Raw genomic sequence first — 13,544 nt, 5'->3', positions numbered from 1 at the left:
CATGGCTGTGATCACCGCGGACCTGCTCGCCGAGTGCGAGGCCATCTGGCAGGTCACCGAGGAGCGCGAACGACAGCGGGTCGCGCAGCGGCTCGAGCCGCCGGACGTAATGGTCTACGACGGCGAGATGAACCCGCAAGGGTGGCTCGACGCCACCTATCTGGGTGATTTCGAGTGGAAGGACAACGACACCGGCCCGGGTATTACCGAGATCCCGTGGGATCACTATCTCGCGCAATGGATCTGGGACGAGAACGGTCGCATCGCGCGGGGTGAGAAGCGTGTCGTCGTGATCGTCGTCGAGTGCCGCAATGGCGCCAGATGGTCTGGCCGCCTCGAATCCTGCGCGGCCGAGAAGCGAGAGGACGGCTCGGACGTCCTGGTAGTGGAATGGCTTTCGGACTACGAGACCGTCAAGTGGTACACGGTCTGGTCTAACCCGTTCCTGCCTTCCATCCTGCAATTTCCCCGGGTTTTCATGCTGGCCGGCGGCGCCCGGTGGTGTCTGCTTACTGCCCTCCACCTGCAAGTGATGAGGGAACAGCAGAACTGGTGGAACCTCCCCGACGACCCGATGGACCCCGGTTCGTGGATACCGGCCGACATTGCCGAGTGGTCGGTAATTGTCAAGCCGCACAGCTTCGCCGACGACCTCGCCGACGGCATCCTGTGGTGCCTGCTGTCGAGTCGGTTCAAGAACTGGCACGCCATCGCCCAGCCGATCCTCGACGACGCCGAGTTGTCGCTCACATGGCGCCGGTACATGCCCGACCTCGGCGACGAGCAGCCGATACCCGGCATGTCCCTGCGCCCCGGCGCGCTAGTGATCGACATCGTCGACAAGAGCGGATACTACAACCAGGGCACCGCTACCGGCGGCACCCTGTGGGACGGGCTCGTGCGCACCGTCGCCTCGTTCGTCGACCCGTTCATCGACCCGGTCGTGACCGAGGTCGCCGACATCAACGAACCGACCTACGAAATCCCCGGCCTGCTCGGCACATCCAAGACCACGCCGTACGTGGTGTGGCTCGATGGTGAAGAGACCGGAATCCAGTCGAGCAAGAACAAGCGGTGGCCGTCCAAGGGCGTGCAGGTCGTCGTTGGTGGCCACTCGATGTACGGCGTGAACGAGGCCATCTCGGCATCCGTACAGCTTTCATTTGACCTCTTGGCCGCTGCCTTGTTCGTGCCCCCTCTTGGGGGTGCGGCTGATGCCCTGTTGGCCCCGCTGTACAGCGACACTGTGCTCAGCTGGATGAACGTAAAATCATTGGCGCGCAGCATGTCTGATGGATGGGCCGGCTACTTCGAGTACTTCCAGGATGGCGCGGATAGGGCCTTTACGATCGAGTCTCTGCTTGTCCTACGCGCGGGATTCTGGGCGACGAGAGCCAGATTCGCCGCCGAGGTCAACGTCGCCGACGGGTCGCCGTGGGTGATCGGCGACCAGGGCAAAGGGCACTGCTGGGTCGGTGATCGTGTCGGATTGGGCATCCTCGGCGACCGTACCGGCCTGATCCAAGTCGACCGCATCAAGTCGATCCGGCTGCGCTACAGCGACACCGAGCCGCTGTCGTGGACACCAGTGATCGGTGACAACACCAACGACAAGGACCCCGGGGTGCGGGCGATCGAGCGGCTCGAGGGTGTGTTCTCGGCGCTGCACGATCTCGGTGTCTTCGGCTGATCTATCACCACGCCAGTCAGGAGGGCCGCCGTGTCGGCACAGCTCGTCTACTTCCAGATCCCGCAGCAGCCACCCGGCTCATGTCGGCCGTTCATCGAGCTGCGCTCGGCGGTACCGGCGCCGGTGTCTGCCGCCGCGCGGTGCCTCGTCGGCGAGTGCGCCCAGTTCGATGAGTGCGAGGACGATATCGACGAGGCCACCCAGGTGCCGGTCCGGTACCGCGGTCGTGTGATGGCCGCGCCGCTGCACGCGATTCGGCCCGTGCTGTGACCGAGACTACGCCGCCACAAGCGCCCGGCGCCGATCTGCCGCCACCGCAGCGCCGCGCCTGCACGGTGTGTGGCACCCGCCGCTGCCCGTGCCAGTGGTGCCACACCATATGCGGACTCGACCACTCGCCATGGCTCAAGACCGGCACATTTCCCACGGTCGACACATGCAACGCCCATTGCCCCGAAGAGGCGTTCTTGCCGTTCCTGGTGGGCCTGCCTGGGATGCGAGGCGCGTCTATGGCGGTGCCGATCTCAGGACTGAAGTCGTGGTCGGTCCGGCTGTGGAACGGCGGCGCCCGCCGCGTCGCCGAGCAACGCGAGTTCTACTGGCCGCCGAAGGCAGGCGAGATCAATCCACTGTTCGCGGCCGGCGATTGGAAGGACCAGCCACCGCCACCCGACTGGTCGACCGAGGTCGACGCACAAGCCCTGGCGAGCGTGATGCAAGCCGAGTTATCGCGCCAGCTCCAGCAGCGCGAAACCGTCGCACAAGCCACCCGCCCGGCTGACGCCCGCGGATTCGTCACCCGCATTACCCGATTCGACCCGGCCGATCACCCCGTGACCGAGGTCCTCGCGCACCTGCGCACCGCGAGCACGGCCGAGGTGCAGCGCGTCATCGCACTCGAGGCCGACGGCAGCAAGCGGAGCGGCATCCTCAAGCGCCGCGACCAACTCACCGCACAGAAAGGCCCCACCAGTGACAGCACTCGGGACTGACCTCGTGCCCTACCGCGAGCAGATCGGCGCGCGGTTGTGGAACGCCGCCGACAACACCGGCCAGGTCATCGTCCAGCACACCACCGAGTCCGAAGGCGGCAATACCTCGGTGATCGGCTATCTCGAGCGCACCCGTGCAGGGTCGTATCAGACCATGGTCGACTTCGACGGCGAGGAAGTACGCATGGTGCCGGACAACCGGCAGGCGTGGGGAGCGATGAACCAAGGCAACCGTCGCGGTCTGCACGTGTGCGCGATGGGGCGCGCCGAATGGGACCGAGCCCGCTGGCTGCGCGAGGGAAAGCTGCTCGAACGCACGGCAATGCGGTACGCGGAATGGTCACGGCTATACAGCATTCCGCTGGTGAAGATCAGTGCCCCGCAGGCCGCCGCCGGACAACGCGGAATCGTTGGACACATCGACATCTCTGCCGCGTTCCACGAGTCCGACCACTGGGACCCAGGCCACCACTTCCCGTACGACGTGGTGATCGCCCGCGCCCGCGAGATCAACACTGGCAGCACCAACAAGGAGGACACAATGCCCAGCGCTCAGGACATCGCCAAGGCCGTGCTCGACACCCAGCTCACCCGGCCTGACGGTACGCCGAGCGAGACCGTCGGCAACGTGCTGGCGTGGATCGACCAGCACGCCGCACAACTGGTCGTCGAGCAGCTCGGCCCCGGGTCCGAGGCGATCCGCGGACATGTAGTCAACCCGACTCGATGGGACGAACTCGGCGACCGAACACAGGTCGAGGCGCTCGCCGCGCTGCTCGAGGCCGCCGGCATCGGCCCCCGACCGGTGAAGTGATGGGACGGCACAACGCGCCGGACACACCGACACAAGTCCGCTTCCCGTGGCGCGCAGCAACACGCACCATGTTTCAGCTCGGCATCGGTGCCGCCGCAGCGATGCCGCAGCTCGTCGAGTCGTCCGGCCTGTCCACTACGGCATGGGGTGTCGGCACCGCGCTAGCAGTGTCGGCGACAGTAACGCGCGTGATGGCGATCCCCGGCGTCGACGCCATGATCGACCGGTGGCTGCCGTGGCTGTCGGCTACGGGGCCGGAGGAGTGAGCGGCTATGACATGGCGAGAGGAGATGACATGCTGAACGAGATGATCGTCGCCGCGGGCGGCGCGCTGGGTATCGGCGGTCTCGGCGGCTCACTGATAGCCGCGTTCGTCGGCCGCCGCGGGCGTAAGGCCGATGCCCTCGAGAAACTCGAGGGCATCGCGACTCGGCTCGCCGACAAGGCCACAGCGGCAGCCGACAAGCGCGTCGCCGAGGTCGAGGCCAAGCTCGCCGAGATCGAGACTCGTGAGGTGCGGCGCCGCCTGGCCGCCACCCTGCACATGCAATGGGATACCGCTCTCGCCGATCAGGTGCGCCAGCTCGGCGGTGAGGTGCCACCGCCTCCACCGCTCGAGGTGATGTGAGGTGACTCAGCCCGACGGCGCGAATCCGAATGGCGCGCTCAACCCCACCCGGCCCGGATCATTCGGCGAGTTCCAGAATCTCGATGAAACCTCGATCTATGACAAGAGCAAGGCACCGATTGTCGGCGTGTCCGGCAGCGCGACCCGCGCGCAACAAGACCTCGCCGCGACCGACGGCAACGTGATCCCGTCCGGAGGTGGGTTGTGGCATACCTTCACCCGGGGAGCTGACGCGACGTTTCCCCGCGTGATGCTGCAACCGATCGCCACCAGGACCGGCGGCGGCGGCTCCGGCGACAGTTCGCACTCGCACTCCATCTCCCGCAACAGCCCGCCGGACTATCAACCCGCGGGACATGGCGCTGACCTGGTTGAACTTGGATTTATCGAGTGCACCAAAGACCGTATTTACTCCCAGATCTCGTTCGGTACCGGAAACTCCGTCACCCATTTCGGGATCGATGCGATGTATGCGGGCGCATACCTCATGGACTCGAGCACCGGCGATCTGCAGCTCATGGCCGCCACCGGCGACATCACCGCAGACGTAGCAGACACCAACCGCGAATACACCTTCACCATCGCGCCGATCGACGCGCTCAAATCCGAAATCTGGGCTGTCGGCTTGTTGCAGGTCACTCATCTCGGGCAAACCTGTAAATCATTGCTCGCGAACCCTATTTGGTCGATGTCAGCGCCACCCGGATTCAAACCCGCCGCACTCTATGCCTATGCACCGCAAACCTCGACCCTGCCCGCCGCGATCAGCTATGACGCGCTTACCTTCAACGGCTCGTTCTGCCCGTACTACGCCCTCAGCTAGGAGCCGCAATTGTGACCGTCACCATCACACAGGACATCGCCGATATCGCCGGCCTCGCTGACAACACACCAGTGTGGTTTTGGCAGGACGAGCACCCGCGCGCCGCCGCCAACGGTGTCACGATGGTCAGCACTCGCCGCATCTCCGCTACCCCAGTAGCAGGGATGCTCACCGTGCAGCTCGAGCCCGGCCCATGCTCGGCGCAGTTCGGAGTCCGCCGCTACGACTTCATCGTGCCGGACATAGACGCCACGCTGTGGCCGCTGATCTCGGCCGGTCTGCCCGCCCCGCCGCCGCCTGGGTCAGCACACGTTCGTAACTTCGGCGGCGTCACCGGTGTCCAACGCGTCACCCAATCCTGGTATGCCGCCGAGCCGCACGATCCCACCACCCTCTACATCGTCGTACCCGACTGAACGGAAGACACCATGACCATCTCAAACCCCTACGGACGATTCGGTATGTCGTTGCTGACCAAGAAGGTCGACATCGTCAACGACGAGCTGCGCGCAGTGCTGCTCACCTCGAACTACACACCGAACCTGGACACCCACCAGTACCAATCCGATCTGACCGGCGAATTGCCCACCGGCAACGGCTATATCGCCGGCGGGACGGTGCTCACTAGCAAGACCCTCACCTATGACGCGGCCACCAACACCGCGTGGCTCGACTGCGACAACCCGAACTGGGCGCCGAGCACGATCACTGCCCGCTACTGTGTAATCGTCGACACACAATCAGGTACCGCGGCCACGAATCCGCTTGTATGCCTGATCGATTTCGAGGAAGACAAATCCTCGGACAACGCGGGATTCGAGATCGCCATCGCTGTCACCGGGCTGTACCGACTCGCCCAGCAATAGCCGGTAGACGATGGCGTTCTACGCCCGCGGTATCTCGCCGCTCGATGTCCGGCTCGGCGACGAGAACGTGCTGTACCTGTACCTCGGCGACTTACTGGTATGGGACGGGACCACGCCGGTGCTCATCATGCCGCCGCCCGGCGTCTCGACCGGCGCTACGCCCAAACCAATCGCACGGACCGGTGTGCTCATCACGATCCCAGTTGCCGCCGGGACGGGCACCACACCCACGCCCGTGTTCGCCGGCGGCATCACCGCCACTGCCCCGGCTGCCGTGGCGACCGGCAGCACGCCAACACCGATCGTGCGGGCCGAGGTGGTTATCGCAGCTTCGGCCACAGTGGGTATCGGAACGGCCCCAGCGCCGAGCGTCGGCGATACGGTGATCGAGGCGGCTGCCGCAGCCTCGGCCGGAACCGTTCCACTGCCCGGCGTAATGACCGGTGTGACCGTGACCAGCACCCACGCGGTAGGCACGGGCACCGCACCCGCACCCGTGTTCTCTGGTGGTGTCGTTGTCGCCGCCCCACCCGCCGTCACGATCGGCAGCGCACCCACGCCACAGTTCATAACGTTCCGACCTGCCGGCATGAACAAGAGCGGAACTCAGACGCTCACCACTGCCTGGGCGCACATACTTGACTGGGTCGCCGACACCACCGGCTACCCCGGATCGGTTGTCGCCGAGCACGCCCTTGTCGTCCACGGCGACAACCCCGCCGCAACGATCACCGCATCATGCACGATCGCGAACTCCAGTAGCATCTTTAGCCTTAGTGCCCGAGTGGCGATCTACCACAATGGTGCGGTGCTTGTTGAAGGCGCCGACACCCCAATTCCGGTTCAGTCTTCAGCCACCGTGAGCGTCGCGCAGGATATTGCGCTGGCAGATGGTGACCTCATCACCCTCTACGCCATCGGATCGGCCGGCTTCTCATACCTATCACTGCAGTCCGGCGCCACATCGCACGTCCGTGTCACCGACTGACCACACGCGAGGGCACCTAGAGAGGACGGCAGCCCGAAACGGTCGCGCCCTGCCGACTTGGCGGGGCGCGTTTCGTATATAGGTCAATAGGTCAGCGCTCGTAGGAGGTCCGCAACACGCAGGCAATCACAGCCTCTACGTCGTCATCGGTGGAGCCGATGCCGATCGCCGCCGATTTCGGCCACATCGTGTGGCGCCTGGCCCCGCTGGAGGCGGCATACACCGTTCCGTCGTGGAGTACCCATGCGTTGGCGCGCTGGACCATTGACTCATCCTGGCCGAGGATCGACGCCGCGACGAATGTCGTTCCGCTGGTGATCACAACAACGTTCTCCAGCCGTGTCCCGGCCTGGGTGAGTCCCGACTCAACGAGCTCGACAACGGACTGGGACGCAGGCGCGCACCGCGGATCTGCCGAGGGCCGGCCGGTTTGGTCTGCCTGCGCTGGCATCGGTGGTTGAGGCGTAGCGGCTGGCAATGGCTCGCTGCCCGTTTGCCCCCCACTATCACCAACCACCGCGCCAACTACGACAATCACGACAATTAGCGCCATCGCGGCACCGAACCCGCCGAGTATCACCTTGTTGATACGCCGCCGCTGCGTCTGGTCAGGCATGACCTTTGAGTGGCCACCGGGCGGTTGCTGCTGCTGCGACACGTGAAATCCCCTCTGTTGGCTCGCTGAAACCACAGTTGGCGCTGCAGATCCGTCCGCCGTGGAAGAGTTGAGAACCAATGATCATGTGATGTAGATCGCTACATCACGGTAGGTGCCTAACGCGAAAGCGGCAACGCGAGAACACCTGGGCCACAAGTGCTACACGCCGCCGCCTATCAGTCGCGGTGCCGGTCGGTACGTGCACCCTGCCCAGGCCGGTTGCGAATCCACGCCGCGATCGTCGCCTCGTCCCACACTGGTGTGCGTCCTATATGCCGCTCCGGAGCCGGGGCGTGACCACGCTGGGCGTAGGAGCGGAAAGTCCGTGCGGTGATCCGCTGGCCCGTCGCCGAGTACAGCATCTCCACGCATTGCTGTGCCGTGATTTCCGCCATGGCGGCAACGCTACTGTCTGCCGCCCTTGGGTCACACCAGTTGGAAATCAGTGGTGTGAGTGATGCCGGCAAGGATGTCGGTCAAAGTGATCACCACATGCACGGAGCGGTCGAGGGTGGTCGGGGCTGGGTTGCGGACAATGAAGTCGCTGTGAGAGTGGGTGTTGCTGGTGCTGGAGGCGCCCGATGTGACCGCAACCGGTTTGCCGTCGACGAGGATTTTGATGTCTACCTCATGGCGCAGTAGCGATACCTCGTCGGATATGGCTGTATAGCTGAACTGGAGTCCGATGGGGGTAGACATGATCGGCGACAGCCAGGACCGCAGGCCGCCGCTGCCTTGGCTCACGAACTGGGGAAAGGTGTAGCGGGCAAGAGTGGTCGGGCTGGTCCACGACTGGTGCGCAGTGGTAGCTGGCATTGAGGTGTCCTTTCCGGGGATGCGGTAGAGACCAGTCTTCCCTCCCGTGAGTACGGGAGGGAAGACCGGGGTGATGCAGTTACACGTCACAGGGGACGGTGTATTCGGGGCTGAGCCAGTTGCCAGTGTGGCTACCTGCGGTCACGTAGACCTTCATGCGGTAGGTGGCCTCGGTGGCATCTGTACATGAGGTCGGGTAGTGCAGGCTGATATCAGGGCTGCCTTGGGTGTACCCCGGGGACTTCTCGGTGAGGACTGTCGAGAAGAACAGCGCGTGGTGCCCCTTCTGAAGTTCGACTTCGAGTATGTGCGGCATCCAGCCGGTCCCCACGCAGTGGCTCTCGACGCCCCACTCCAAGGTCCCGTTCACCTCTTCGAGCGGGTGCCAGTAACCACGGCAACCGCCGCCGCCGAAATCACCCTCCGCCGCCGCGGGGGTGCTAGGCAGCATCACGGCCGCAATGACCGCAATTCCGCTCGCAACTATTTTTCGCATGGTGTGGCCTTCCAGGGTTGTCGTGTGATTCCCGGGCCGGTGACCGCCAAGTCCTTGGTCCGGGTCTCGCTTACCCCTCTATGTTACATCCTGAGGATTCAAAGTGTGGAGGTTTTAGGCAAACCAAAGATGAAGGGGATACAAACGCCGGGCCGGCAAGGAACTTGGCGGTCACCACCGGCCCGGCGCCACGACAACCCCATACGGGATGCCATGATCAGCATAAACGCGGTCCTGCTCACGGTGTCGACCGCCACCCGGGCCGGTCATCGATCCACACGACCGGGCCAGCGATCGAGCCATCGCGGATACGCGCCCACAGCGCCTGGCGCCGCATACGCCAATGCCGCGCCACCTCGGCGGCCGCGAGGAACCGTACGGCAGGCGGTCGCACGAACGGCTCGCCGTCCGGCGACCACGCGCGTATGCACGCCAGTGACCACCCCGGCCACCGGCCCACCTCGATATCGGGCGATGGCACCCATACCCGCTCGCTGTGGCGCCACGCCACGAGCTGGTCGTATGAGTGACCCGACAACATCGCGAAAACGCCGAGCCCGTAGTACCAGCGCACCCCGGCATCACGCTTGTCGGGCTGGGCAAGCGCGGCCGCTGCGGCCGTCACCAGTCGGCCTCGGTGTCAAAGACGGATAGCGGGGCCACGTCGATCGGGTCGCCTATCGTGCCGAGTGCGGCCTGCACATCGACATCGGTCCTGGTGAGTGCGAATGCCTCTACTGGCCAAGCGATCCCGAACTCGTCGACCGCCCACCACGAGCCATCGTCACGTTGCAGCCACGCCACTGCTCGATCGTCGTGGTCGTCAGCAGTCGTAGCGGTCACGGGAAGTTCTTCGAGTTACGCGGGTCCGGCACGATGTGACCGGCCTCGACCAGCACATCGTGCGCGGCTCGCTTGCGGGCGCAGATGTCGATCGGGCACGAGGCATGTCGCTGCATGGCGTGGTGCGCACCCTCCACGGTGAGCGGCCGGTCGGGACGCTCGTGTGGCCACGCGTACGGCAGTGCCGATCGGTCGAGTAGTGCATCGTCGAGGTCGATGTGTGAGCGGGCTTCATCTGTCATGGCAACCCCCGACCTCGACTTTTACCTGGCTACGTTCAGCCGCGATCCGGGTCTGGATTTCGGAAACGGTTACTCCGTGTCCGTATCCGTGTCTTTGCCTACGGGTGGTACCAGGCGATGCGGCCGCAACCGCGACCAGTGCTAGCGCGGTAAGAACAAGGGAGAGAACAATTTCCATCGGGTGCCTCCAGCTGCATGGATGTGGAGTGCACCCGGCGCCGGGGAAGGGGATCACCCGGCGTCGGGGCTGGGATCGACGCTAGAAACTCGAGTACCAGCGCCGCCATGATATTTCTCGAAATTTCTTGCTTTACTCTCCAGGATGGCCTTCGAACTGCGATGATCGGTAAGGTACCTACCCATCATGCGCACGATTGAGGTTTCGATATGCATGTTCGGTTACTCGGCGGCGGGTCTGGCGACGGCGGTTCACCACGTCTGTGGACTACCGACCGCAGCACATTCGCTGTTCAAGGATGGAAGACCGACCACACCAGCCAAGTCGAAATCCCGCACCGGTTGTTGATGTTTGCGGAGATGGGAACCTGCCTGACCGGGTTAAGGGACACCGGGCACGGCACGTTCCTTGTAACAGGCAAACTGGTCACTGATGCGGAAGCGTTGCAGATCATGAAGATTCCCGGACACGAGGCCGCCATCGAGGTGCCGATCGGACGAGAGGTGATGCCGGATGCGGCTATACCAGCGTGAAAAACTGGCGGAACTGTTCGCGAGTGCGAAACATCGCGTATTCCATTTGGAGACCCGCGACGAATACCTGTCTTCGTCTGAGCATTCGGCGATGACGAAGTTTCTCGCCGACGAGACCACCGACCCCGGTGGCCCGTGGTTCGACCCGTGGGCGGCACTGGTGTCGGCGACCTCCGCGCGAGGCGTCGCGGTCGAGCGAGCACGCATAGTAACCACGCCGCACGGTGCCTATACGCGATACTTGTTGGCTCTGACCTCGCATAACATCGCTGCAGGTGAGGAAGTTCGGTGGTTGCCGCGTAATAGGGCAGCCCCCGCCGACGCCGCGGCCGATGACTACTGGCTGATCGACGACGACCTTGTCGCTTACTCGATATTCGACGAGAACGAGTGGTGGTCCGGCGTCGCCGCAACTACCGACCCTGTCATAGTCGCCTACGCCTGCGAAGTGCGTGATCGGGTGTGGGCGGCAGCGACGCCACACGAGCAATACCAGAAGTGACCGGAGTCGAACAGGCCAAGCAGGCGCTCGGTGCGCGCCTCCGTGAGCTACGCAAGGAAGCGCGCCTCAGCGGCGCCCGCTTGGCCGACCTCGCCGGGTGGCAACCCAGCAAAGTCTCCAAGATCGAGCATGGCCGCCAAGTCCCCACCGAGCAGGATTTAGCCGATTGGTGCCAGCTCACCAAATCCGAGCTTGCCCTACCCGACCTCGTCGCCACTGTGCGCAATGTCAATGCCGCGTACCTCGAATGGAAGCGTGTCGTCGCTGGCGGCCATGCGCGGCGACAGCGGCAGAGCATCGAACTCGAGGGGGTCACCCGCCTTGTGCGCGGGTTTGACCCGCTTATTCCAACCGGCCTTCTGCAGACCCGCGCTTATGCCGAGGCGATTCTGCGCCGCTGCATCGACTTCGTCGGCGGTGCCGACGACCTTGCCGAGGCGGTCGAGGCACGCATGCAGCGGCAGCGGGTCTTGCGTGAGGGTGTACACAAATTCCATTTCCTGATCGGCGAGCCCGCGCTGTATACCGGTGTCGGCGACGATGCGGTTCGCATCGAACAGCTCGAGCATCTGCTTGAGCTGATGGACCTGACGCGCCTGGTTCTCGGGGTAGTGCCTAAGACGGCCGAGTTCCTGTACACCGTGACCAACTTCGTAATGTACGACCGGCGTCGCGTGCACGTCGAAACTGCTACTGCACAGTTGACTATCACGCAGCCTGGCGAACTGGCGTACTACGACAGAGTGTTTGCCGCACTCACCGAACGCGCTGTCTATGCCGACAATGCAGGAGCGCTGATCGCAACAGCGATCTCGGGCTGACGACCCCCTCGACTCCGAGTCGCCTCGAATGCACAACGGGGCGACTCGGTGAGGGCCTTGTTACGCCACCGCCCCATCGACGACGGCCAGCTCGGGTTTGCGCGGTATCGGCAGTTTCGCGCCTACCGCCGCGGCGGCAGCAGAGCCGGATCGGCGGTCGAGGTGGCCGTAGCGATCACTCGTGGTCTTGATGCTCTCGTGTCCGAGGTGGGCCTGGACCACGTGCAGCGGGATGTTGTCACACAGCATCCAGGACGCGCAGGTATGGCGGAGATCATGGATTCTCGGACGTTTGCCGTTCAGTGGATCGCCCTTCTCGGAGGACAGTCGGGTTACGGCCTTAGTCCAGATGTTCCGGTAGTACCAAGTCACCTCAACCTGCTGCTCGGTGTGCTCGAACAACAGTTTGTCGCGCGGGCGTCCAAGGGGCAGTAGAGCAATCAGGTCGGCGTCGAGGTTGATGGTGCGGTTGCCTTTCTTGGTCTTAGGGCGGCCGAGGTGGCGGCGCCCTCCGGTGTACTTCCATGCTTTATTGATACGCACCGTTCCGGCCTTCATGTCGATGTCCCCAACAGTCAGGGCGCTGGCTTCGCCGAAACGACTCCCAGATGCGGCGAGGAACATGGTGAGTGGTCGCCACTGCTCAGGGATGACCTTGACGATGGCGGCGAACTCATCCTGTTCGAGAAACGTCATCTCGGCTGGATCGACGCGCGGCAATCGGACAGCTGCGCAAGGGTTTCCAGGAATGATCCCCTTGGCGGCCAGTCCTTTCAGGACGCCCGAAACGAAACTGGCCTTGTTGGCAATGGTTTTCGGTGCGTTACCGCGGTCCTCTTCGAGGTGGGTCACCCAACAGCCGAGTAGCTTCGCATCGATTGCAGTGATCGGCAGGTCAGCCATGCCCTGGAATGTTGCAACGTCATTTTCCAGGTACCGGCGGTATCGCAATTTAGTGCCCTTCTCTACGCCGGTGAGTGCGCCGATGTGGTCATCGATCGCCTCGCGCAAGGTCGGCACACCTGTCTGCGATACGCCATGGATGGCGTCGATGATGTCGAGAGCCCGGTCAGGGCCGACCCGGTCGAGCAGGTCCTTGAACTTCAGGGCTTCGCGGTAGTCCTCGAAGGAGCGAGAGGACTGGGTGCCGTGGTGGCGGAACAGGATCGAGTGGTAGCTGGTGCCATCTTTGCGGACGCGGGTACGGATGCTGGACACGAGAAATCCCCATCTGGTCGGTCGGACAGGTGCGCCGACATCCCCTCAGATGCTCGTTCTGTTGACCGCTGGTGTTGACCGTGCCGGTCAACGCCAGCAAAAACCGGCATTGTCCTGCACGCTCGTCGTGCGCGAGAGGGGACTTGAACCCCTACGTCCGTGGACACCAGAACCTAAATCTGGCGCGTCTGCCAATTTCGCCACTCGCGCGTGATGGTACGACCGTCCAAACTCTACCGGGCGTTTCGGTCATCGCGCAGCATTGGGTAGGTGTGGCGTACTCGTCAGTAACCTCACCTGGGATTATAACGATTTGAAAACCTTCAACATGAGGGGCGCTCATGTTTCGCCCGTGTTAGCAGCCCTGCAACCAGGAGGTTCGAACATGAGGAAGGGTCATGTTTCTGATCATTCTGGTTCGGCCGTACATGAATAC

Annotated in this window: 21 protein-coding genes and 1 tRNA gene; 13 read left to right on the top strand and 9 right to left on the bottom strand. The window is 63.7% G+C overall.

Annotated elements, in window-relative coordinates:
• Position 1: 1 nt before the first annotated feature.
• Genes K940_RS0113025 through K940_RS0112980 form a run of 10 tightly spaced genes read left to right on the top strand, consistent with a single transcriptional unit; the run spans position 2 to position 6,801 of the window.
• The gene (locus K940_RS0113025) at positions 2-1,690 is read left to right on the top strand and encodes a hypothetical protein (protein ID WP_028477915.1); all 1,689 of its coding nucleotides are present in this window, start codon (positions 2-4) and stop codon (positions 1,688-1,690) included.
• Positions 1,691-1,720: 30 nt separating this feature from the next.
• Positions 1,721-1,960: a hypothetical protein gene (locus tag K940_RS32995; RefSeq protein ID WP_028477914.1), complete on the top strand. Its 240-nt coding sequence runs from the start codon at positions 1,721-1,723 to the stop codon at positions 1,958-1,960.
• Positions 1,864-2,682 carry a DUF2744 domain-containing protein gene (locus K940_RS31585; protein ID WP_081706333.1) on the top strand — a complete coding sequence of 273 codons (819 nt, stop codon included), beginning with the start codon at positions 1,864-1,866 and terminating at the stop codon, positions 2,680-2,682. Before K940_RS32995 ends, K940_RS31585 begins: the two co-directional genes overlap by 97 nt.
• Positions 2,663-3,496: an N-acetylmuramoyl-L-alanine amidase gene (locus K940_RS0113010; protein WP_028477913.1), complete on the top strand. Its 834-nt coding sequence runs from the start codon at positions 2,663-2,665 to the stop codon at positions 3,494-3,496. Before K940_RS31585 ends, K940_RS0113010 begins: the two co-directional genes overlap by 20 nt.
• A complete protein-coding gene (locus K940_RS0113005) occupies positions 3,496-3,762 on the top strand; it encodes a hypothetical protein (RefSeq protein WP_196812185.1) in 267 nt (88 codons plus the stop codon). The genes K940_RS0113010 and K940_RS0113005 overlap by 1 nt, the downstream gene beginning before the upstream one ends.
• A 29-nt stretch (positions 3,763-3,791) precedes the next feature.
• Positions 3,792-4,124: a hypothetical protein gene (locus K940_RS0113000; RefSeq protein WP_196812184.1), complete on the top strand. Its 333-nt coding sequence runs from the start codon at positions 3,792-3,794 to the stop codon at positions 4,122-4,124.
• Between the two features lies 1 nt (position 4,125).
• Entirely contained in the window at positions 4,126-4,947 is an 822-nt protein-coding gene (locus K940_RS0112995) for a hypothetical protein (RefSeq protein ID WP_028477910.1), read from the top strand.
• Positions 4,948-4,958: 11 nt separating this feature from the next.
• Complete coding sequence (locus K940_RS0112990) at positions 4,959-5,363, top strand: hypothetical protein (protein WP_028477909.1); 405 nt, start codon at positions 4,959-4,961, stop codon at positions 5,361-5,363.
• Between the two features lie 12 nt (positions 5,364-5,375).
• A complete protein-coding gene (locus K940_RS0112985) occupies positions 5,376-5,813 on the top strand; it encodes a hypothetical protein (protein ID WP_028477908.1) in 438 nt (145 codons plus the stop codon).
• Positions 5,814-5,823: 10 nt separating this feature from the next.
• The gene (locus tag K940_RS0112980) at positions 5,824-6,801 is read left to right on the top strand and encodes a hypothetical protein (protein WP_028477907.1); all 978 of its coding nucleotides are present in this window, start codon (positions 5,824-5,826) and stop codon (positions 6,799-6,801) included.
• A 91-nt stretch (positions 6,802-6,892) separates the two neighbouring features.
• On the opposite strand, the gene K940_RS0112975 is transcribed toward K940_RS0112980, so the two are convergent.
• The 7 genes from K940_RS0112975 to K940_RS28120 all read right to left on the bottom strand — a co-directional run bounded on the left by K940_RS0112975 (position 6,893) and on the right by K940_RS28120 (position 9,856).
• Positions 6,893-7,459, bottom strand: a complete 567-nt coding sequence (locus K940_RS0112975) for a hypothetical protein (RefSeq protein WP_155980841.1) — start codon at positions 7,457-7,459, stop codon at positions 6,893-6,895.
• Positions 7,460-7,635: 176 nt separating this feature from the next.
• Positions 7,636-7,854, bottom strand: coding sequence for a transcriptional regulator (locus tag K940_RS31580; RefSeq protein ID WP_081706332.1), 219 nt, complete (start codon positions 7,852-7,854; stop codon positions 7,636-7,638).
• Between the two features lie 31 nt (positions 7,855-7,885).
• A complete protein-coding gene (locus tag K940_RS0112970) occupies positions 7,886-8,275 on the bottom strand; it encodes a hypothetical protein (RefSeq protein WP_028477905.1) in 390 nt (129 codons plus the stop codon).
• 79 nt (positions 8,276-8,354) lie between these two features.
• A complete protein-coding gene (locus tag K940_RS0112965) occupies positions 8,355-8,771 on the bottom strand; it encodes a hypothetical protein (RefSeq protein WP_028477904.1) in 417 nt (138 codons plus the stop codon).
• 238 nt (positions 8,772-9,009) lie between these two features.
• Positions 9,010-9,396 (bottom strand): hypothetical protein, encoded by a 387-nt coding sequence (locus K940_RS0112960; protein ID WP_028477903.1) that lies wholly within the window; start codon positions 9,394-9,396, stop codon positions 9,010-9,012.
• The gene (locus K940_RS0112955; RefSeq protein WP_028477902.1) at positions 9,393-9,614 is read right to left on the bottom strand and encodes a hypothetical protein; all 222 of its coding nucleotides are present in this window, start codon (positions 9,612-9,614) and stop codon (positions 9,393-9,395) included. Before K940_RS0112955 ends, K940_RS0112960 begins: the two co-directional genes overlap by 4 nt.
• Positions 9,611-9,856, bottom strand: a complete 246-nt coding sequence (locus tag K940_RS28120) for a hypothetical protein (protein ID WP_036528464.1) — start codon at positions 9,854-9,856, stop codon at positions 9,611-9,613. Before K940_RS28120 ends, K940_RS0112955 begins: the two co-directional genes overlap by 4 nt.
• A 387-nt stretch (positions 9,857-10,243) precedes the next feature.
• Between K940_RS28120 and K940_RS0112945 the strand changes: the two genes are divergently transcribed.
• Genes K940_RS0112945 through K940_RS0112935 form a run of 3 tightly spaced genes read left to right on the top strand, consistent with a single transcriptional unit; the run spans position 10,244 to position 11,890 of the window.
• Positions 10,244-10,567, top strand: a complete 324-nt coding sequence (locus K940_RS0112945) for a hypothetical protein (protein WP_028477901.1) — start codon at positions 10,244-10,246, stop codon at positions 10,565-10,567.
• Positions 10,548-11,069: a DUF6879 family protein gene (locus K940_RS0112940; RefSeq protein WP_028477900.1), complete on the top strand. Its 522-nt coding sequence runs from the start codon at positions 10,548-10,550 to the stop codon at positions 11,067-11,069. The genes K940_RS0112945 and K940_RS0112940 overlap by 20 nt, the downstream gene beginning before the upstream one ends.
• Positions 11,030-11,890 (top strand): helix-turn-helix domain-containing protein, encoded by an 861-nt coding sequence (locus tag K940_RS0112935; protein WP_369797505.1) that lies wholly within the window; start codon positions 11,030-11,032, stop codon positions 11,888-11,890. Before K940_RS0112940 ends, K940_RS0112935 begins: the two co-directional genes overlap by 40 nt.
• 60 nt (positions 11,891-11,950) lie before the next feature.
• Here the strand turns inward: K940_RS0112935 and K940_RS28115 are convergent, their stop codons facing one another.
• Complete coding sequence (locus tag K940_RS28115; protein WP_051407147.1) at positions 11,951-13,108, bottom strand: site-specific integrase; 1,158 nt, start codon at positions 13,106-13,108, stop codon at positions 11,951-11,953.
• Positions 13,109-13,236: 128 nt separating this feature from the next.
• Positions 13,237-13,318 (bottom strand) — tRNA-Leu (locus K940_RS0112925).
• Positions 13,319-13,544: the final 226 nt, after the last annotated feature.

The sequence above is a fragment of the Nocardia sp. CNY236 genome (assembly GCF_000482385.1).
In the GTDB taxonomy this organism is placed as follows: domain Bacteria; phylum Actinomycetota; class Actinomycetes; order Mycobacteriales; family Mycobacteriaceae; genus Nocardia.
Note: the sequence above shows the minus strand (reverse complement) of the source record. Positions and strands in the feature narration are given on the sequence as shown.

What these genes read in the sequence shown, in the direction of transcription:
- K940_RS0112980 (WP_028477907.1), top strand. Translation starts at nt 5,824, where the DNA reads ATGGCGTTCTACGCCCGCGGTATCTCGCCGCTCGATGTCCGGCTCGGC.
- K940_RS0112965 (WP_028477904.1), bottom strand. Translation starts at nt 8,771, where the DNA reads ATGCGAAAAATAGTTGCGAGCGGAATTGCGGTCATTGCGGCCGTGATG.
- K940_RS0112970 (WP_028477905.1), bottom strand. Translation starts at nt 8,275, where the DNA reads ATGCCAGCTACCACTGCGCACCAGTCGTGGACCAGCCCGACCACTCTT.
- K940_RS31580 (WP_081706332.1), bottom strand. Translation starts at nt 7,854, where the DNA reads ATGGCGGAAATCACGGCACAGCAATGCGTGGAGATGCTGTACTCGGCG.
- K940_RS0113025 (WP_028477915.1), top strand. Translation starts at nt 2, where the DNA reads ATGGCTGTGATCACCGCGGACCTGCTCGCCGAGTGCGAGGCCATCTGG.
- K940_RS0113000 (WP_196812184.1), top strand. Translation starts at nt 3,792, where the DNA reads ATGCTGAACGAGATGATCGTCGCCGCGGGCGGCGCGCTGGGTATCGGC.
- K940_RS0112940 (WP_028477900.1), top strand. Translation starts at nt 10,548, where the DNA reads ATGCGGCTATACCAGCGTGAAAAACTGGCGGAACTGTTCGCGAGTGCG.
- K940_RS0112985 (WP_028477908.1), top strand. Translation starts at nt 5,376, where the DNA reads ATGACCATCTCAAACCCCTACGGACGATTCGGTATGTCGTTGCTGACC.
- K940_RS0113005 (WP_196812185.1), top strand. Translation starts at nt 3,496, where the DNA reads ATGGGACGGCACAACGCGCCGGACACACCGACACAAGTCCGCTTCCCG.
- K940_RS28120 (WP_036528464.1), bottom strand. Translation starts at nt 9,856, where the DNA reads ATGACAGATGAAGCCCGCTCACACATCGACCTCGACGATGCACTACTC.
- K940_RS0112945 (WP_028477901.1), top strand. Translation starts at nt 10,244, where the DNA reads ATGCATGTTCGGTTACTCGGCGGCGGGTCTGGCGACGGCGGTTCACCA.